16 protein-coding genes are annotated in these 20556 nt (G+C 41.9%); 4 read left to right on the plus strand and 12 right to left on the minus strand.

The features are described from left to right. Positions 1–257: 257 nt before the first annotated feature. Both FQ608_RS12105 and FQ608_RS12110 read left to right on the plus strand, forming a co-directional pair. Entirely contained in the window at positions 258–569 is a 312-nt protein-coding gene (locus FQ608_RS12105) for a hypothetical protein (RefSeq protein WP_158858502.1), read from the plus strand. 113 nt (positions 570–682) lie between these two features. Beyond that, complete coding sequence (locus FQ608_RS12110) at positions 683–2581, plus strand: ABC-F family ATP-binding cassette domain-containing protein (protein WP_158858503.1); 1899 nt, start codon at positions 683–685, stop codon at positions 2579–2581. On the opposite strand, the gene FQ608_RS12115 is transcribed toward FQ608_RS12110, so the two are convergent. The 11 genes from FQ608_RS12115 to FQ608_RS12165 form a co-directional block, all read right to left on the minus strand. Then, positions 2582–5008, minus strand: coding sequence for a TonB-dependent receptor domain-containing protein (locus tag FQ608_RS12115; protein ID WP_158858504.1), 2427 nt, complete (start codon positions 5006–5008; stop codon positions 2582–2584). A 282-nt stretch (positions 5009–5290) separates the two neighbouring features. Further along, a complete protein-coding gene (locus FQ608_RS12120) occupies positions 5291–6151 on the minus strand; it encodes a nucleoside phosphorylase (RefSeq protein ID WP_158858505.1) in 861 nt (286 codons plus the stop codon). After that, a complete protein-coding gene (gene trhO / locus FQ608_RS12125) occupies positions 6132–7127 on the minus strand; it encodes an oxygen-dependent tRNA uridine(34) hydroxylase TrhO (RefSeq protein ID WP_158858506.1) in 996 nt (331 codons plus the stop codon). The genes FQ608_RS12120 and trhO overlap by 20 nt, the downstream gene beginning before the upstream one ends. A gap of 56 nt (positions 7128–7183) precedes the next feature. Further along, positions 7184–7822: an acetyltransferase gene (locus FQ608_RS12130; RefSeq protein WP_158858507.1), complete on the minus strand. Its 639-nt coding sequence runs from the start codon at positions 7820–7822 to the stop codon at positions 7184–7186. A gap of 51 nt (positions 7823–7873) precedes the next feature. After that, positions 7874–9196, minus strand: coding sequence for a DUF2851 family protein (locus FQ608_RS12135; protein WP_158858508.1), 1323 nt, complete (start codon positions 9194–9196; stop codon positions 7874–7876). A gap of 112 nt (positions 9197–9308) precedes the next feature. Continuing rightward, the gene (gene pyrF, locus FQ608_RS12140; RefSeq protein ID WP_158858509.1) at positions 9309–10127 is read right to left on the minus strand and encodes an orotidine-5'-phosphate decarboxylase; all 819 of its coding nucleotides are present in this window, start codon (positions 10125–10127) and stop codon (positions 9309–9311) included. A gap of 38 nt (positions 10128–10165) precedes the next feature. After that, positions 10166–10822, minus strand: coding sequence for a LolA family protein (locus tag FQ608_RS12145; protein WP_158858510.1), 657 nt, complete (start codon positions 10820–10822; stop codon positions 10166–10168). A 19-nt stretch (positions 10823–10841) separates the two neighbouring features. Continuing rightward, positions 10842–13316 carry an FtsK/SpoIIIE family DNA translocase gene (locus tag FQ608_RS12150; protein WP_158858511.1) on the minus strand — a complete coding sequence of 825 codons (2475 nt, stop codon included), beginning with the start codon at positions 13314–13316 and terminating at the stop codon, positions 10842–10844. A gap of 60 nt (positions 13317–13376) precedes the next feature. After that, positions 13377–14417 carry a quinone-dependent dihydroorotate dehydrogenase gene (locus FQ608_RS12155; protein WP_158858512.1) on the minus strand — a complete coding sequence of 347 codons (1041 nt, stop codon included), beginning with the start codon at positions 14415–14417 and terminating at the stop codon, positions 13377–13379. Between the two features lie 150 nt (positions 14418–14567). Next, positions 14568–15467, minus strand: a complete 900-nt coding sequence (xerD, locus tag FQ608_RS12160) for a site-specific tyrosine recombinase XerD (RefSeq protein ID WP_158858513.1) — start codon at positions 15465–15467, stop codon at positions 14568–14570. 67 nt (positions 15468–15534) lie between these two features. Next, positions 15535–16671: a Gfo/Idh/MocA family protein gene (locus FQ608_RS12165; protein WP_158858514.1), complete on the minus strand. Its 1137-nt coding sequence runs from the start codon at positions 16669–16671 to the stop codon at positions 15535–15537. 192 nt (positions 16672–16863) lie between these two features. Here FQ608_RS12165 and FQ608_RS12170 point away from each other — a divergent pair, with 192 nt between their 5' ends. Continuing rightward, complete coding sequence (locus FQ608_RS12170; RefSeq protein ID WP_158858680.1) at positions 16864–17805, plus strand: glycosyltransferase family 2 protein; 942 nt, start codon at positions 16864–16866, stop codon at positions 17803–17805. Beyond that, a complete protein-coding gene (locus tag FQ608_RS12175; RefSeq protein WP_158858515.1) occupies positions 17798–18652 on the plus strand; it encodes a lysylphosphatidylglycerol synthase transmembrane domain-containing protein in 855 nt (284 codons plus the stop codon). Before FQ608_RS12170 ends, FQ608_RS12175 begins: the two co-directional genes overlap by 8 nt. A 648-nt stretch (positions 18653–19300) precedes the next feature. On the opposite strand, the gene chrA is transcribed toward FQ608_RS12175, so the two are convergent. Continuing rightward, on the minus strand, positions 19301–20518 hold the full coding sequence (gene chrA / locus FQ608_RS12180) for a chromate efflux transporter (RefSeq protein ID WP_158858516.1): 1218 nt from the start codon (positions 20516–20518) through the stop codon (positions 19301–19303). Positions 20519–20556: the final 38 nt, after the last annotated feature.

Below are 20556 nucleotides of genomic sequence, written 5' to 3' on the forward strand. Positions count from 1 at the left end.
CTGGGGTTACACCCGGGAGAGTAGGTCGCCGCCTTACCTATCACAAGCCCCGAACTTACGTTCGGGGCTTTTTTGCGTTTATATCGCATGCTATACAGGTTCTATTTTTCCCCTGGATGAACGGATCTTCATGATTTTTGCTATTTTTAATTTACCATTAGTAAATTATACATCCTGATATTCGGATCTTTCTAAAAGCTTGTTCAAATTGTAAGGTATTTTTTCTATATTACATATTCTATTATACAAATTTCACCATGACTAAAAAGGCCAACGCATTCGATGATATTGAAAAGATTTTGCAGGATATTGGGAGCAAAATTGAAGAGCTGATAGAAACTGGAGCTGAGGCTTCCGTTGAATTGAGGGATGATATCGAAAAGAAAATACAGCAGTTAAAGATTGAAAAGGAAAAACTCGAAAAAGAATTTGAAGAGAAGAAATCAAACTTTGAAGAAAAATATAAGGGCAAGAAAGAAAAAATGGAGCCTAAATTTAAAGAGTCCATGAAACATGTTAAAGAAGCAATTCAATCATTAGCCAATGCAATTAATGCATTGATGAAATAGTTTCTTCCCTTAATTTATTATCTAATAGTAACACTTTTATATTGGGATACATTTTTTGCAGTTGCTTTTTTTTATATGACTGATTCCTGATAAAGTTTTGGTAATTTTGCGGCATGAATTACTTATCCGTAGAAAACCTCAGTAAATCCTTTGGGGAGCGAAAACTTTTTGAAAAAATTTCCTTTGGTATAGATCAAGGCCAGAAAGTTGCTTTAGTGGGCATCAATGGTGCTGGAAAATCTACCTTGATGAAAATTATCATGGGATTGGAGGTTCCCGATGAGGGAAAAGTTGCCATCAACCAGGCGGTCAAAATCACGTATGTTCATCAAAATCCAGTTTTTGAAGGACATCTGTCTATTTTCCAAACGATTTTTGAAGATTCAACCAATGAAACCCTTCAGGTAATTAAAGAATACCAAAAGGCTATGTTGGATTCCCAGCAGGGTAAGGATAATGGAAACTTGCTTCAGCAAGTTTTTGAGAGAATGGATCAGCTTCAGGCCTGGGATTTTGAGTATCAGGTCAACGAGGTGATGGGAAGACTTGGACTGGACGATACAAGCATACCAGTTGGAGAACTGAGTGGTGGCCAACGTAAAAGGGTGGCGTTGGCTAAGGCAATTCTCGAAAAACCCGATTTGATGTTATTGGATGAACCTACCAATCATTTGGACTTGGAAACAATAGAATGGTTGGAGGACTATTTATCTAAAGCAAACCTTTCATTACTAATGGTCACCCACGACAGGTATTTTCTAGAGAAGGTTACCAACCAAATTATAGAATTGGACGATTGCCAGATCTTCCGCTATCAGGGAAATTATGGGTATTTTTTGGAGAAGAAAGCTGAGCGGAAAATTATAGAAGCTACGGAACAGGACAAGGCCAAAAGCCTTTATAAAAAAGAGCTAGACTGGATTAGGCGGCAACCTAAAGCAAGGGGAACAAAAGCAAAATATAGGGTAGAAGCCTTTGAGGATACAAAGGATAAAGCCTTAAAGAAGAAAGAAGAAAGGGAAATAACCCTGGAAGTTAAAACTCAACGGCTTGGTAACAAAATAATAGAAATAGACGGTCTCTATAAAGCTTTTGACGATAAGGAACTGGTCAAGAATTTCTCATATACGTTTAAAAAAGGGGATAAAATCGGGATTGTAGGGCCTAACGGAGCTGGAAAAACAACGCTTCTTAAAATGATTACAGGCGAACTAGAACCAGACAAGGGAACAGTGGTAGCTGGGTCGACTACCGCTTTTGGATATTACAGACAGGAAGAAAGCGGGTTCGATGAGACAAAAAAGCTTATCGACATTGTCAAAGACGTTGCAGAAGTAGTTACCGTCGCCGGTGGAACTGTCCTTACAGTCAGTCAATTCTTGACGCAGTTTGGATTTCCTCCAAAACAACAACATACGCCAGTAGCCAAATTAAGTGGTGGAGAAAGGAGAAGGCTTCAGCTCTTAATGGTTTTGATAAAAAGCCCGAATTTTCTGATCCTGGATGAGCCAACCAATGATTTGGATATTGTTACTCTGAATACGCTGGAAGAGTTTCTAGATGTATTTCCTGGCTGTCTAATCATTGTATCCCACGACCGATATTTTATGGATAGATTGGTGGAGCATCTTTTTGTTTTTGAAGGAAACGGTCAAATCAAAGATTTTCCGGGAAACTATACTGATCTACGGGAATGGGAAAAAACCCAAAAATCGACTGAAAAAGAGTTGAAACCCACGCCAACTCCCAAGCCTAAGGAAGAGGTTGATTTGTCGGACCCAGCTATAAAAACTAAAGCTTCGTTCAAAGAAAAACAAGAGTTTGAAGACTTGAATAGAAAGCTTTCCAAGCTGGCTAGTGAAAAGGAATCACTGGTTTCCAAGATTAATGCAGGCACAGACAATCATGAAAAACTGACCGAATGGTCCTTAAAAATTCAAGCGCTTGATGCGGACATCGAAGCGCTTGAGTTGCGTTGGTTGGAACTAAGTGAATTGGATGGTATTGGATAATTAATCCCCGTCGTCATCAAAATCCATATCATCACCATCATTTCGGCCATTATTTCTGTCAGTAAACCCGCCAAACCGGTAAGTAAAAGCGATTGTACCTATTCTGGTTTCCCGATTAAATACTCGGTCCTGTACAAAACGGGTATCCTCGTTTCTGATCCGAAATATCCGGGTGTTGAAAATATCACTGACATTCAAGCTTATCGTGGCATTGTCATTCATGATGTTTTTTCTGATACCAGCATTGATCCCCCAGAAGGGTTCGATCTCACCTTGGGGAAAAACTATTGGCCCCCTATAGTTACCCTGTACCTGAAAGGTAAATAAGTTGGGTATGGCCATGTTTGACAAGAGGCTAACAGTCCAACTGTAATTGCTGTTGTTGAATCCTTCTTCGATATTGTCTCCAATGATTTCAGAGTAAAAGAAATTTCCTGAGACTGTGGCATCCCACCAGTTGTTGACCTGTACTTGGTTGATAAGTTCTAGTCCGGTGCTGTTTCTCCTTGCCGCATTTTCCCTGGTTTGAATAGCTACGTTGTTTTCTGCAAGCCGGATTACACGGGTATGCACGTTGGTAGACGCCCGATGGTATACGGTTGCGTTAAAAAGAAATCTTTCCCAACCTTTCATATATCCTACTTCGTAGCTGTCAGTAAACTCCGGCTGGAGGAATGGGTTTCCCACACTCAAATTTAAGAGGTCTCTTACGCGATATAAGGGTGATAGGGACCACATATTAGGTCTTGATATCCTTCGGCTATAGTTGGCGGTGAACTCATGTTCCACCCCCAAATCATAGGATAAATACATACTGGGAAAAAGGTTGAAGTAGTTATTTATGACAGGATTGTCATTACTCGCCAATTGGCCAATTGTTTCGGTATATTCCGCTCGTAATCCGCCCTGGTAGCCAATTTTCCCGACTCGGTTTCTATAGCTCATATAAGCAGCATAGACATCTTCTTTAAAAATAAAGTTATCACTTATGGAATCGATGGGAACCGGATTAAAATTATTACCTAAATCACCCTGGGAAAATTCCTGACTTCTGTCCCATATCGAATAGGTCCCTTTCAAGCCGCTTTCCAAGCTGCCTCCGTTCGCAAATGGTTTTGTATAATCCAATTGAAAAACGTACATATCACTTGTCTGTGGGACTGTATTCAGTTGAATTAAATTGTTATCGGGAACCGCTTCATTTGCTTCGTTAAAAAAGAACTGCTCATAATTCTCCAATTGGGTTCTTTCATCTCTTGAGTAGGAAAGGGACGTAAATAATTGTTGACCTAAGGTATCTATTTCCCAATTGTAATTTAACCCCGTTTCCGCATTGAAACTTTCCCTGGTATCATTTTGATTTCTTACATATAAACTGTCTTGGTTTCTGAACGAATCAAGACTTCGCTGGTTGAGATCGGTGAACCCTTCTCTGTCCCTAAAATTACCTTGCGCGTAAAAGCCGAAAGTTTGATTTTCCGTGATGTTATAGTCAAAGCCACCACGAATTAGATGGGTTATATCTGTCCGTTCTCCATAAGAATCCTGATCCAAAAATGGGGAAGAATTACCAATTCGGTTTTCTCTGAAAACATCTGATTCCCGAAAAAGTCTTCTATTCTGGTAATTATAAGATGCGTAATAATTGACTTTTCCCGCACCGTAATTTAAATTTACACCCGCATTATATTTGTCTCTAGTACCCACAGAGACATTTGCCTGGCCATTAAAACCTGTTTTCTCGTTTTTCTTCAAAATAATATTGATAATGCCACCAACTCCTGCAGCGTCGTAGCGGGAAGAAGGATTCGTTATCAGTTCTACACTTTTAATACTATTTGCCGGAAACTGGGATAGAATCGATTCCGCATCATCCCCGGATAGGTTGGATGGTCTACCATTAATGTAAATAAGTATTTCCCCGCTTCCACGCATGGTAATTCCCCCTTCATCATCCATCTGAATGGATGGAAGTGTTTCGAGCAATTCACTTGCTGTGGCCCCTTCCGCTACGACGCTATTTTCCACATCATATCTTCGTTTGTCTATGTCCGATTCAAAGATGGAGGTTACTCCCTCCACTACGACTTCCTGAAGATTGGCCGCATCCAATGCTAAAGCTATTGTTCCCAAATTTAAATTTCTGCGATCACCCAAGTCAAGGTCTCTGAAATAACTTTCATAGCCTATAAATCCTACCCTTAAAATGTATTTTCCGGGCTGTGCGATGAAATCAAAACCTCCATCTAATCCGGTCATGCCACCTCCTACTACGGAGGAATCACTTATTGAAAGCAGGGCTACATTGGCAAATTCTAGTGTCTTTTCACTACCTCTTTCTTTCACCTTACCCTTGATACTGACGTCTTGGGCAAATCCCTGAGCGGTGACAAAAAGTAAAATCAGAATGGTTGATAGATGTTTCATACGTTGGTTCAAATCAAAATTACTATTCAATGAGCAAATGGGTTTTTCTAAACGGTGGAGATGTAGAAGTATCCCAATCATTCAAAATAATATCCTATAAAAGGACACTATCAAATCTAAAATGATATAGTTTATGATAAAACTGGCTCATTATCAAAATGTTTCACGGTATATGTATATACAATTAATATACCTAACTGCCTAAACCATTCGGTTTTTATGTGAGCTAAACAGACATTGGATGAATGGTGAATAAGGAAAAAGAAAGGTTGATCTTGGGTTTTAAAAATTATTTAATGCGTGAAGAATTAAATTTTCCACAATCAAATCGGGATTTTTTGAAAAAGTTTGGGAAATTCGATTCCCTATAATGGCATTAAGGCTAAGAACCTCATGTCCCAACAACCGACCCATCGCATAATACCCGGCTGTTTCCATTTCAAAATTGGAAAGGCGGTTTCCATCTGCCTGAATACTGCTTAAAGTATGGATAATTCCGGGAATGGCAGGTTCAAGGCGTACCTTTCGGCCCTGTGGAGCGAAAAAACCAGGACAGGTAACTGTGATACCGGACATTAACTCTTTCCCCAACTTTTTTATTAATCGAGCGGAACCGGTTACACAATATGGTGTAAATGGGAGCTTCAGTTCGTTCCTCACCTGTTCCATCAGATTGGTTTCGAATAAAGTATGGTCTAAGGAGTAAAAAGTCATTAGGCTATCCAACCCTACGGCATGAGTGGAAGCCAAAAGTGAATCTATAGGGATATCTTCTTGCATACTTCCGGAAGTGCCTACACGGACTATTTCCAAAACGGTATGCGTTTTTTTTGGTATTCTAGTTTCAAGGTCGACATTGACCAAAGCATCAAGTTCGGTCATGAAAATTTCAATATTGTCGGTTCCCATACCTGTGCTGATCACACTGATTCTTTTGCCTCTGAAAGTACCGGTATGGGTTATGAATTCTCTTTTTCCGCCTTGGTATTCAATTTTATCAAAATGCTTTGAAATTTTTGCTACTCTATCGGGGTCCCCAACAGCAAGGATAGAGCCAGCCAAATGCTCCGGCTTTAAATTGAGGTGGTAGATACTTCCATCGGGGTTTATTATCAGTTCGGACTCAGGAATCACTTGACTCATATCGGACTGGGTCGGGTTTAGCTTGATCAGACTTTCTGTAAAACCCTTTATAGGGATTATATCCGTTGCTATTCTTTTGATAGTACCCGGTGCCGTCATAGGGGCGCTTTTCAGGATGTCCTTTACATTCATCTGAGCAAGCCCCTTCAAATTCCCAACCACAGGAACCGCAAATGGGAACGTGAATGTTGCATTCTGAATTGGCACAGTTAACCATACGGTCAGATTTTGTACCGCAGATGTAACATTCGGAAACCACCGTTGGGTTAATCTGATTTACATCAATGGCCACACGGTTGTCGAACACATAGCATTTGCCCTCGAAGTCTTCTCCTCCGGCTTCCAGCCCGTATTTGATAATACCCCCGTGAAGTTGATATACGTCTTTGAATCCCTGATCCAGCAAAAAAGCTGACGCTTTCTCGCATTTGATGCCCCCGGTGCAATAGGTTAAAACCTTTTTGTCCCTCAGGTGATCGAGCTCTTTCACCTTATCTGGGAAATCCCTGAAATTTTCAATGTCTAACCTCAGCGCATTTTTGAAATGACCCAGTTTGTGCTCATAGTCGGATCTTACATCTAGAATAACCACATCATCTTGATCTTTAAGGGCCTTAAATGCAGAAGGCTCGAGATGTTTACCTGTTTTTTCTCTAGGGTTGATATGGCGAAGGCCAGAATGGACAATTTCTTCTTTAGCCCGTACATTTATTTTGGCGAATGCATGGGTATGGTGAGTGTCGATTTTAAATTCGGTATCTTCGAACCTGGCATCACTTTTCACATAGGCCATGTATCTTTCGCAGTCTTCAACGAGACCGGAAACCGTGCCGTTTAGTCCTTCGGACGATACTATAATCCTTCCACGGATATTGTTTTCGATACAAAAAAGGTGATGCTCTTCCCGATAAGCCTCGGGGTCTTCAATTGCCGCATAACAGTAGTACAGCAAGATTTGGTATTTTTCGTTTTCCATGACGTAAGCCCTGTTTCAAGCAGGGTGTTTGGTGAATCGATTTATACTGCGTAAACTTATTTATTTATAACTTGGGCGGGATTTCCAAAGACAGTGGTGTTTTTCTCTACATCACTTATCACTAGAGAACCTGCTCCAATTCGTGCATTTTTCCCAATACTCACTCCAGATACAATGTTTGCACCTGATCCAATGAAGGCACCTTCGCCAATTTTAACTCCTGAATTAATTATGGCACCCGCGCCTATCTGAACATAATCCCCAACCTCGACCAAATGCTCCAGAATAGCGCTGCTATGGAAAATCCCGTGATTACCCACACTTGCACCGGCGCCAATGGATACGTTCGCATTGATGAAGTTTCCATGCCCTATTGCCGCATCTGTAGATAGGTAGGCTGTACTGTGAACGGCATTAATAGGTTGAATTTTACGGCGGTCATTCAGCATTTCTACCAAATATTTGCGGTAGGTGGGATCATCAACGGCTACGAAAGCCTCACATTTTTTACCGATTAATTTCAGAAATCCCTCATCTTCCGTACTTCCCAATACCACTACGTGGTTGATTTCCTTCTGGTGCAGCGTTTGGTCATCATCCAGTAAGCCATAAACAATGACATTATGACTGTTAAAGATTTCAAGCGCTGGGTGGGCGATGCCTTTCGCTCCTAGGATGATTACCGGTTTTTCCATTTATTCGTAATTAGGTTGCAAAATTACGCAAAATACCCGTGAATGCAATATTCATCGCGAACTCGGCCGCAGGAGGTTTTGCCCTATTTTACACGTAAGACATTTTCGGGGCTTGCAATAATTGTTAAAAAGGCCGATCATGGCCTGACTTTCGAATGCTTGGGCTGGTTTCCAATCTACAGCCTCAAATTTGCCGAGAATGTTGTTTGACTCAGGGGGGATTTGCTGCAGGAAATCAAAGCACTTTTCCTGCCACACCATGGAGTCTATAAACGTACCATAAGCATACCATATTGGTATTACATAATTGATGCCCAATAGATCCAATGTTCCTGTACTGACCTTCCTATTCGAAAACTTCTCCGATGGCTTGCCAAACTGGTAATGGCGGTGCCAGTACGGACTTACCTTCACTTCAAAAAATTTATTAAATTGTTCCCTGGAGTTCATATCATAGAGTACGGAGGAAAGAAAGTTGGGACTTTTCGCAAGTATTGCAGCCGCCTGAGATAAACGTATCGTGGGATAATTTGAGGGTCTTACCCCCATGAACTTCCATTCGGAGAGATAAATTTGAGGTTTCAACTGATATTTTTTTTCAAAAAACAGGTACTCATCCAGAAGCTGTTTCACGTACGGTTCTGATGAAGTAGGTTCAAAAAGGCCATGAATGAGTTTATCCAAAAAGCCTGCTTGACCAAAAATTAGGCTTTCCTGTGAGATCCGCTGGTTTCCATGCTTTTTGAGCAGTCGATAGGGCAGGCTTTTAGCCAGCTTTAGCATGACTTGGCTATTTACTTTAAATCCAAGACTATAAAAAAGCCACTGATATGCGGTCTCCTCCCAATCTTGGTTGTTTCCCTCCAACAGTTGCAGCACAAGTTTACTTTTCTCGTATAAGCGCTCTATCAGAGACTTTTCAAGCATGGAAAACTTTAGAATTTCTGATGTATTCGAAAGCTCGTTTCCACAAAGGATTTGACTTGATGAGGAAATTAACCGCTCATAATTGCGCACTACTTCCAAAAACACCTTTCCTTTCAGTTCCAAGGTTGGAATTACAGTCCCGTCCATGCGTTGGATAAGCTGATCATGTTCCCATACTACGTGTAGAACAACGGTGTTGTAAGCTGGATCTGATTGATGGTTGTGTGCATTCCAGTCAGACGATTTGAGATGAATTTCCACATGGCCTATATGGTCTATCTCATCCAGCCGAATATGAGCTTCTTTGAAATCTGGCCCTTCGTGATGATTATGGTAGCCAATTTTCACCACTTGCAGTGGTCGATCTTCGGTGGTGATAGCTTGCTTTTTGTCGTAGTACTGATATTTCCAGACTAGATGCAGAAAATTTTCCTGAAAACTTATCATAAAAAATGGGATAAAAGTGAGCCATTAAAATAAAAAAAGAAAAGCAGAAAAAAAAGATACTTCTGAAATATTTACACGTTAGGGAATTTGCAAGCTGTTGGCAGCAAATAGCTTATTTCAAATACCTATACAGCAGGTGAGACATTTCCAGTTGAAGTTTCTTCGCTTCAGTGGCAGCAGCATCTGCAAAGTTCCTGTCGCTTGACGCATATATTATACCTCTCGATGAATTTACCAAAAGACCACAGCTGGAATTCATACCGTATTTTGCCACATCCTCCAGATTACCTCCCTGTGCCCCCACACCTGGAACTAGGAGAAAGTGTTCCGGTACGATGGTTCTAACTTCCGAGATTTTTTCTCCACGGGTGGCACCTACCACATACATAAGGTTATCCAATGATCCCCACTGTTGACTATTTTCCAAAACTTCCTTATATAACTCCTTTCCATCAGCATTACTAAAAAGCTGGAAATCATGACTTCCCTCATTGGAAGTCAGAGCCAATAAAATCACCCATTTGTCCTTGAATGCTAAAAATGGAGTGACACTATCCTTGCCCATGTACGGTGCTACAGTGACGGCATCAGCGGATAAGTTTTCAAAAAAAGCTTTGGCATATAGTGTTGACGTATTACCAATATCTCCACGTTTTGCATCAGCTATGGTAAATATGCCCTCCGGAATATAGGCAAGTGTTTTCTCCAAAGATTCCCACCCTTTAGCTCCCAATGCCTCATAGAAAGCCACATTGGGTTTGTAAGCTACGGCATAATCAGCGGTGCTATCGATAATTGCCCGATTAAAAGCAAATATAGGGTCTGGCTCATTCTTCAAATGAGATGGTATCTTGTCAAGTGATGGATCTAAACCAACACAAAGAAAAGATTCCTTTTGCTTAATAAGAGAAAACAATTCTTGTCTGTTCATAAAACAATGGGATACTCAAATCAGGAAAAAGTGATTAATTATCTAAGGTCTATAATTTCAATATTTTTATGCTCGCTCGTATTGAACACAAAATAGTTGTCCAGAATTGGCTCATTTTTTTTGACTTCTTTGAATTTATACTGAAAAATACCTCCTACATCATCTTGAATTTCCCAAGCGACAAGGTCTTTTTGTGTTTTTTCGACAAAAAGTTTTATTTCTTTAAACTGGGCTGATTTTTTATCCGTGGTTAGAATAATCTCGTACACCGTCTTACCGTCCATCTTCTTTTCGCCGTTCAATTTAGAGTTGTACCCCCTTTGGTAGATGTTATAAATATTGGAAGGGGTAAGTTCGTCACTTTCGGGATCAACGCTGTTGATGGTAACTTCTTCGTATCGGGATGATTTGATATAGGTCCAAACTGTACTTCCGTCATTGAAGATTTCCTGATCATCCAATACCAACCGATATCGGTCACCCTTGACGGCAACTTCGCCAGTATTAGTCTGTATTACGCCCTCGGTATCGGTCGAATAGGTATATTCAAAGGTAGCTTTGAATCCGTCTAATTGCTTATAGCGGTCACTAACTTCAGTTAATATGGCCTGGGCGGTCAGTCCTGCTTGTGCAAAGGAAATACTATCTATTCCCACTATAAGGAATGTTGCTATCAAAACTCTCTTTAAGATCATGGTATGTGTACTGAATTTTTTAGAGATTATTCAATAATTGTTCCAAATTTGTTTCGTCTTGAATTAAAACTTCCCGGGCCTTACTTCCTTCAAAAGGCCCTACGATTCCGGCGGCTTCCAGCTGATCAATTATCCTGCCTGATCGGTTGTAACCTAACTTTAGCTTTCTCTGGATTAAGGAAGTACTGCCCTGTTGATGGCGGACAATAAGCCTAGCAGCGTCATCGAACAGGGGATCCCGGTCAGCCAGATCAACACCTCCAATTCCACTGTCACCCTCTTCTCCTACAAATTCCGGTAAAAGATACGCATCGCTATATCCCCGCTGTTCACCAATCCAATCACAGACAGCATCCACCTCGGGTGTGTCTAAAAAGGCGCATTGGAGTCGAATTACATCGGATCCCATAGAAAGAAGCATATCACCCATTCCGATTAGCTGCTCTGCCCCGCCGGCATCCAAGATCGTACGGCTGTCAATTTTAGAAGTAACCCGAAAGGAGAGCCTTGCAGGGAAGTTGGCTTTGATTATCCCCGTGATTACGTTGACAGATGGACGCTGTGTAGCTACCACTAAGTGGATACCAATTGCCCTTGCCAACTGGGCAAGCCGGGCGATTGGTGCCTCGATTTCCTTTCCGGCAGTCATCATCAAGTCGGCCAATTCATCTATCACTAGAACAATGTATGGCATAAATTTATGGCCATTTTCAGGATTGAGCTTTCTGGCAACAAACTTTGCGTTGTATTCTTTTAAGTTTCTACAGCCGGCATCTTTTAGCAGGTCATACCTGTTGTCCATTTCTATACACAGAGAGTTGAGTGTATAGATTACTTTTTTGGTGTCCGTGATGATCGCCTCTTCGGAATTGGGAAGCTTGGCTAGAAAATGTCTTTCTATTTTGTTGAAAAGGGTTAGTTCCACTTTTTTTGGATCCACCAACACCAATTTAAGCTGTGAAGGGTGCTTTTTGTAGATCAGGGAAGCCAAAATCATATTGAGACCCACCGACTTTCCCTGACCTGTTGCGCCCGCCATCAAGAGGTGAGGCATTTTGGCCAGGTCCATTACAAAGACTTCATTGGAAATTGTTTTACCCAAGGCCACGGGTAGGTCCTTGTCACTACGCATAAACTTTTCCGTTCCTAGCACAGAACGTGCGGCTACCAGCTCCCGGTTTTTGTTAGGAACTTCAATGCCGATTGTACCCTTACCGGGAATTGGGGCAATGATACGAATGCCCAAAGCAGCAAGGCTAAGCGCAATATCATCTTCCAAATTCTTTATTTTGCTGATCTTAACTCCTGGATCAGGAATAATCTCATATAAAGTGACGGTAGGGCCGATCGTGGCCTTTATTTCCTGTATGCCGATTTTAAAATTGACAAGCGTTTCGACGATTTTGTTTTTGTTTTCCTCCAGTTCTTGCCTGCTAACTGTCACCCGCTGCTGATCGTATTCATTCAAAAGATCCAAAGTGGGGTATTTGTAATGAGGAAGATCCAGGGTCGGGTCATAAGGATCTAAATTTTCAACTTTATCCGCTGTTTTTTCTTCTCCTGGACCCGTGCTAACTTCAAAACTTTTCCGATCTGGAATGGCAACATTCGGGATTTCATCTCTGGCAACAGTATTGTCTTCTATCGTGAATTCCGGTTCGGAAGTTTCTTTTTTAGAGGTTGTTGGAGGGTTATTGATACGCCAACTTGAACCATCCTCTTCGTTATCTTCTTCATCCAGAGTCTCTTCCGTATCAGCTATAACTGCCCGACTTTTGTTGGATATTCTGCTGGATTCTTCATCAAGTGGGTATGGTGAAGTTTCGTCCTCCAGTTCATCCTCGGAATTGGATTTCTCTGAAAACCAGCTTAGCTGCTCGATATTGAAGAAAAATACTACAAAGATAAAAAGCGAGGCGAAAATGAGGATTATGGTCCCCCATCCAATGAAATTACTTGCCAAGACAGCAAGCTCGTAGCCCAGCCCACCGCTTAAGAAACCCAGATAATGGAAGGTGTCAAGTTGCAGCACCACATATCCGAGGATTAGTCCCAGCCAGATCATGAAGAAAACAGCAAAGCTGCTAAACCGGGTAATGGAGACCAGGGATTTTTTAAATGAAAGTCGGAATCCTATAATAAACAGAAAAGGAGGAATAAAAAGGGCTCCAATCCCAAACCATCGGAAGATAAAATATTGGGATAATAATGCGCCGGAATAACCTAGCCAGTTTTCAACTTCACTCGCCTTTTTTGTCAATGGACCTGCGGAAGGGTCTACTACTAGACTTTGATCTGCCTGACCTGAAAAAAGGTAGCTTAAAAAAGCCAAAAAGAGAAAGACGGCAGCCATCATTAGGAAAATCCCAAAGGAAAGACCCCAACGCTTATCTTTTAAAAAAGCAAACGAGAATTTCCTTCGCTGCCTTGTTGGAGCTTCCGGTGCTTTACTGGTTTTTTTGAAAGTACTCTTTTTATATGTATTGGCAGCCATTTTTACTTTTTCGATTGCAATGTCCGGTCAAGATAAGTGTTTTGGATAATATTGAAAAACTCAAACCCTGTAAAACCGGGCCAAACCCTTATTCAGGCGTTTTACTAAACTGGGACCCTCATAAATCATTCCAGTATAGACCTGAACCAAACTGGCTCCAGCTTCCAACTTTTCGATGGCGTCTTTGACGGTGAAAACTCCCCCGACACCGATAATGGGAAAGCTGTTCTGGGACTTTTTGGCCAAGTAACGGATTACCCCAGTGCTCTTGTCTTTCACAGGTTTTCCACTGAGGCCACCAGCTCCTATTTCACTAACCTCCTGTTCAGAAGTAACTAGATTACCTCTATCCAAAGTAGTATTAGTGGCGATGATTCCGGAAATACCTGTCTCCAAAACAATATCAACAATATCATCCAACTGGCCCTCGGTGAGATCGGGGGCTATCTTTAAAAGAATCGGCTTTGGAGTAGCCTTAGCGTCATTTGCTTCCTTTACTGCGGTGAGGAGTTTTTTAAGCGGTTCCTTTTCCTGCAGTTCCCGAAGATTTGGTGTGTTAGGGGAACTAACATTCAGTACGAAATAGTCTACATAAGGATGCAAAGCTTCTAGGCAAAAGAGGTAATCTCCTACGGCCTCTTCATTGGGTGTATCCTTGTTTTTGCCGATATTTCCTCCAATTATAACAGTTGATTTTCGGTTTTTCAAACGTTCCACAGCTGCCAGAACCCCCCCGTTGTTGAATCCCATGCGGTTGATTAGGCCCTGGTCTTGGGGTAGCCTAAAAAGTCTTGGCTGGGGGTTTCCAATTTGAGGTTTGGGGGTAAGGGTTCCTATCTCAATAAAACCAAAACCCAAACTAGCCATTTCGTCTATAAGTTTCGCGTCTTTGTCGAACCCAGCAGCCAATCCAACCGGATTTTTGAAAGTAAGTCCGAAAACTTCCTGTACGAGGCTCGGATCGTCAAATTTGAAATTATAATGAATGGCGGCGCCTAGGAGAGGGAGATTAAAGGTTCTCTTTATCCAAGAAAAAGTGAAATCGTGTGCCTTTTCAGGGTTCTGACGAAATAATATGGGTTTTAATAAGGACTTATACACGGGGAGCGGGGTAAATTTCGATCTGCTAAATTATGCTTTTAATATGAAAAATGAATAGATAACTGTTCAAAATAAAAAGAATCCGCAAACCTTAACCTCCTAATAATTCACCTTATACGTTTGGTAATCTTTATGTTGAAGGAAAAGTTTTTACTTTCTAGGATGGTATTCGGTCAGCACCTGCCGCAGGTAATCCCGGTCAAGGTGGGTATAGATCTCTGTAGTAGTGATACTCTCATGTCCCAACATTTCCTGCACCGCCCTGAGGTCCGCTCCCCCTTCGATAAGATGGGTGGCAAAACTGTGTCGGAAGGTATGGGGACTGATGTTCTTAGTGATTCCAGCTTCAGTTGCAAGATTTTTTATAATTATAAAGACCATCACCCGGGATAGTTTTTTACCTCGTCTGTTCAAGAAAACTATATCTTCGTGACCCGGAGCAATCACCTGTTGATTTCGGACATGTTCCAAATAAAGTCGAAGGTACTTGAGCGCATCGGAACCAATGGGAACAAGACGTTCTTTATTCCCTTTTCCCAAGACTCGAAGAAAGCCAATTTCCATAAAAACATGACTAATCTTCAGATTAATCAATTCAGATACTCTTAGCCCGCTACTGTATAGAATCTCCAACATGGCCCGGTTGCGGTGACCTTCGGGGCTCCCTAGTGAGATAGTCTCCAGTAGTTTTTCAATTTCAGGAAAACTCAACGTGTCAGGAAGCTTTCGGGTAAGCTTTGGAGCTTCCAATAGTTGGGCTGGGTTTTGAAATATTTTATCCTCATATAACAGATACTTAAAGAATGCCCTTATGCCAGACACAATCCTTGCCTGGGTGAATTCGGAAATTTCCAGCGAGGAAAGGTCAGTGATAAATTTTCGCAAATGACCGAATTCCACCGCCTCGGGAGCTAGTTCTGGAAAGGCCCTTTTTAGATAGTTGCTAAGTTTTTCAATATCTTGGGTGTAGGCCAAAATGGAATTTTGGCTCAGTGAACGCTCGATTTTTAGGTGGTAGGCAAAGGCTTTGATTTCTTTTTCCCAAGACATGGTAGTTGGAAATTTCCAAGATATAATGAAAACGAACAGAACTTATGTCCTGTTCGTTTAAAGGTATTTATAGTGCTACCCTTTCGCCAGTTTCGGCACTTTTCAGGATGGCTTCCACAATTCGGATATCTCTCAACCCTTCCTCCCCGGGAACCAGGACAGGTTTATCTTCCAAGATTGCCAGAGCATCGTTGTCCATTTGCATGGCCTGCTGCATCGGAACTTCGTAAGGATGGTTGATTTCGCCGAGAGGGCTTTTGCCTTTTACTCCCGCATAGGCTGAAAAAGGTTGCATTTCCAACTTACCATCTGCGCAGTCAACCGTGAGGAAGTTGATGTTTTCTGCAAAGGAGGTCTTGATTTCGGCCATCACACCTCCTGGAAATTCTAAAGTCGCCTCTACCACATCAGCAAGACCGTCCTTGTAGATGTCTGGACGGGTAGAGGTAGTCTTGGCGGAAACCACGGCAATAGGCTCCATGCCAGAACCACATCTGGCACCTTGTATGGAGTACACTCCCATATCATAGATGACTCCGCCTCCCATTTCTTTTTTCTGTTTCCAATGGTCGGTCCGGTTTTCCTGATAGCCTGCGGCACATTGAAGCCCTTTAATCTCTCCGAGTTTTTTCTCATCAATAATACTTCGGTATTCCTGGGTGTTTGGTTCATGGTGAAGCCGATAACCAATAGATAGTTTAACCCCGTTTCTATTGCAGGCATCAATCATATTTTGGCATTCTTGTTCTGTAACTGCCATTGGCTTTTCACACCAGACATGTTTGCCGGCGTTTGCAGCCCGGATCACATACTCCTCATGCATGGATGGCGGGAGCACAATATATATCGCATCGATATTCGGGTTGTCTTTTATGGAATCAAAGTTCTCGTAGTTGTATACGTTTTCTTCAGGAATGGAGTATTTTTCTTTCCAGGTATCGGCTTTGGAGGGAGTGCCTGTTACGATGCCTGCCAGGTAGCAGTTGGTGGTATGCTGTAATGCAGGGGCTAGCAAATCGGTACTGTAGTAGCCCAATCCAACAAGGGCTACCCCGATTTTGTCTTTTTTGACATCTTGGGTTTCAGCCAGCTGTTCCTGATTTCCCTTTTGGGAGCAGGCAAGCAAGGTAGTGGGGGCAATAAGCGCCAAGCCACTACCTAGGGCCATGTTTTTTAATGCATCTCTTCTGGAGTTTGAGTTCATTTTGGTGGAGTTTTTATGGTTTATAAAAGGTTTGATTGAATGGATTGTAAAGGCAGGTGGCCTGAATACAAACTTGAAGATAGGGAAATTATCTTTCTTTTCAATGGGCAACCAAATTCAGAGGAATTGAATCTTTCGGTAAGGGATTTGTCAAGTGGGGTAAAATGGCGTATTTTTGGCCAAATTATTCTTATGCCAACGCCGGAACTGTCAGTAGTCATTACCGTTTTCAACGAAGAAAAAAACATTCAACCCTTGCTTGCAGCCATTTATGATTCGCTGCAACATTTAAATTATGAGGTTGTTTTGGTGGATGACGGCTCTACCGACCTGACTGTGGAAGAAATCAGACAACATGCCAACCATCGGACCAGCGTTCTAATTTTCAACAAAAACTACGGACAAACTACAGCCCTATCGGCTGGAATCGACAATGCAAAAGGCGAATTTATCGCCACCATGGACGGTGACCTTCAGAATGATCCCTCTGACATTCCCATGATGCTGGAAAAAGCAAAACTGGAAAATTGGGATGTTGTGGCCGGAAGGCGGGCGAACAGGCAGGATGGGTTTGTATTGCGCAAAGTGCCCAGCAAAATCGCCAATTGGGTGATACGAAATACTACGAAGGTTTATATGTCAGATTATGGATGTAGCCTCAGAGTTTACAAAGCCCACATTGCGCAAAATCTAGGTCTATACGGTGAGCTTCACCGCTTCATTCCTGTGCTGGCGAAGCAGGAGGGTGCTAAGATGACCGAGGTGGATGTCAAGCATCATCCCCGTATTCACGGTGTTTCAAAATATGGCATCAACAGGACCTTCAAAGTGATTGCTGACCTGATTTTGATGCTGTTTTTCCAAAAATATTTTCAGCGCCCAATACATATCTTCGGTACGGCAGGTTTGTTGGCCTTTGGTGCCGGTGTGATAATTAATATTTATATGCTTATCCTAAAGATAATGGGTGAGGACATTTGGGGTCGACCTATTTTATTGGTCGGTTTTATTTTCCTTTTGGGAGGGATTCAACTAATCACTACCGGCATTGTGGCGGAAATCATTGTGAGGACCTATTACGAGTCCCAAAATAAAAAAACATACCGCATCAAAGAAATCCATCGAGGTGAATAGCAAAGCCCTTAAGCTGGCACTGAAAATCATTCTGACTGTAGGAGCCTTATATTTGGTATTCAGCAAAATCGAAGTCGACACCACCTGGAGGGTCATCCGAAACTCCCATCTTGGTTGGCTGGCATTGGCCTTGGTTTTGTACGTTGCTTCCAAAGTATTTTGTTCCTATCGGTTAAACGGCTATTTCAGGAATATAGGTATTTTTTTAAAAGACAAAGAGCACCTGCGATTATACGCAATCGGAATGTTTTATAATCTTTTTCTTCCCGGCGGGATTGGTGGTGATGGGTATAAGGTGTATTTGCTTCGCAAAACCCATCAAATCTCAGCCAAAAAACTAATTCGGGCAGTTGTATTGGATAGAGGTAACGGGCTCGCCGTCTTGCTTTTTCTAATGTTTGCCCTTGCAATTTTTATGCATGTGGATTGGCCCTTGCCGATCAACATAACGTGGATAGGAATTATTGGATTGATATTGATCCTTCCTGGTTTCTATCTGGTAATGATTCTTTTCTTCAAAGACTTCCTTGGGTCACTCCTGCCGACAACAGGATTTTCATTTTTGAATCAGGTTCTTCAGGTTATCAGTGCGTATTTTATTCTGCTGGCCTTGGGGGTGACGGACCATTTTATTGCTTATTTATTTGTCTTTTTGGTGTCCAGTGTAGTTTCTGTATTGCCCTTGACAATTGGCGGCGTGGGGGCGAGGGAACTAGTTTTTGTATATGCTTATGAATATGTTGCCATTGACAAAAACACCGCCGTGGCATTCAGTCTGATGTTTTTTGTTTTTACGGCGTTGACTTCTTTAAGCGGGGTATTTGTGAAATTTGAACCAAACAGATAACGGATAGGGAAATTCAGATGTAAGTCAGCCAATCGCCGACTTCGCTTAAGTCCGCCAATAACGAGTGCCAAAGACAGACGTGTTTGGGATTAATTTCACAAATGTTTTTAAGTTGAAAATTTTTCTATAAAGTCACACAAATATATTAAAGTGACAAAATCTAGTGGCGTAGCCCTGGCTTCCGAATTCAGGAATAAAGCTTTTTTGGTTTTTTATTTTGTATCCACCGTAGAAAGATTTCAGGCTACGCCCCTCTGTTTCCCACCCACAATTTTTTTCTATTAGGGAATCAGGCTAATGTCCCTATGGTTCGTGATTTAATTTTCGGTCTGAGAGGATGCAGGTCCGAGGCTTTTACGGATTATTGTTCAGTAGTTGCAGCAAAAAGATTTCAGGGCTAACGCCCCTCGGTTTCCTGAACCTATTTCGTTTCTAATAAGATATCAGGGCTACGCCCCTACGTTTCCTAACCACGATTCTGTACTATTAAGGTATCAGGGCTTACGCCACTTTGATTTCTGAATTAATTTGGGACTTATAGTGCCATGCCGTTCTTTAGATCTTTATTATTCATACGCCTGATGACACCTTGAATTATTGTTCCGTATCATTGATAGGGTTTATGGCTAGATTTGCGATAAATGCGAGTTAAAAAAACCAATCAATATGCCGGATTATCCAATGATAACCGATACCCGCCACTACACCAATTACTATGATTAACGGGGATGGTATGCGGCTGAACTGTAGCAAAAGGTAAGTGCCGATTATTGCCAAAATATTGAAAAGATTACTTTCCATTGGCTCAAACAGCAAATAGGCCGCAGCCATAAGCATCCCACAGCTAACTGCGTTGATTCCTTCCAAGGCAGCCCTTACTGGGCGGTACTTTTTTAGCTCGTCCCAAAACCGGATTACAAAGAATATTAGGAATGTGCCGGGAAGGAATATACCGGCAGCGGCAATGGATCCTCCAAGTATAAATCCCGGGATACCCCATTCCCGCATGGATAAAGCACCGATGTAGGAACTTATGCTAAAAGTTGGACCCGGGATGCTTTGGGAAATGGCATAACCGGTCAAGAATTCCTCCGTACTTAGGTATTTTTTATATTCCACAAATTCTGTAAACAAGTACGGGACTAAGACCTGTCCTCCACCGAAGATAAGACTGCCGTTTCTGTAAAAATTTTCAAAAAGCCGAATTGGTAAAAGCCTTGTGTAATGTCCAAGTACTGCCGCTCCGACCAATACTCCTCCCCAAAGGATAAAATTTCTCCATTGTATTTTTATGCCTATTTTTTCATCGATAATAGGTTGCTTTTTATAGTTGTGGGTGGTAATAAGTCCGCCTACAAGAAGCATAACTGGGAAGATAAATGGAGAATTGTAAAAGAAAGCCACAAAGGCCGCAATCATCATCAGGATCGCAGCTTCGGCGGTATGAATCATTTTACGGATAGTAATCTGTGCCGCATAGATGATGTAGCCGATCGCCATGGGTTGGATAAATTTGGCGAAATTAAGCGAACCCGGGGTGTTTTCCTGTAGGTATTCTATAAGAATGGCCGTGCCTATCATCAAGATCGTCGCCGGTAAAATCCAAACTAAAAGTGAAAGATAGGCAAGGAAAGGGCCCCCGATACGGTACCCGATGGCAGAGATGGTCTGGGTCGAGGTAGGTCCCGGAAGTACCTGACAAAGGGCGTTTAACTCCAGTAGGTCCTTTTCTGTAATGAAGCCCCGCCGTTTGACCATCATGTCGATAACCATGGCCAAAAAAACCTGCGGTCCCCCAAATGCCGTTAGGGAAAGTACCAATACATCTTTGAGATAGATATAATAACGTACTCTCCTAATCGTCATAGGCTTGGTTTTTACAAGTTAATGTTATTCTGATATTG

It is taken from the genome of Lunatibacter salilacus (genome assembly GCF_009797935.1).
In the GTDB taxonomy this organism is placed as follows: Bacteria; Bacteroidota; Bacteroidia; order Cytophagales; family Cyclobacteriaceae; genus Lunatibacter; species Lunatibacter salilacus.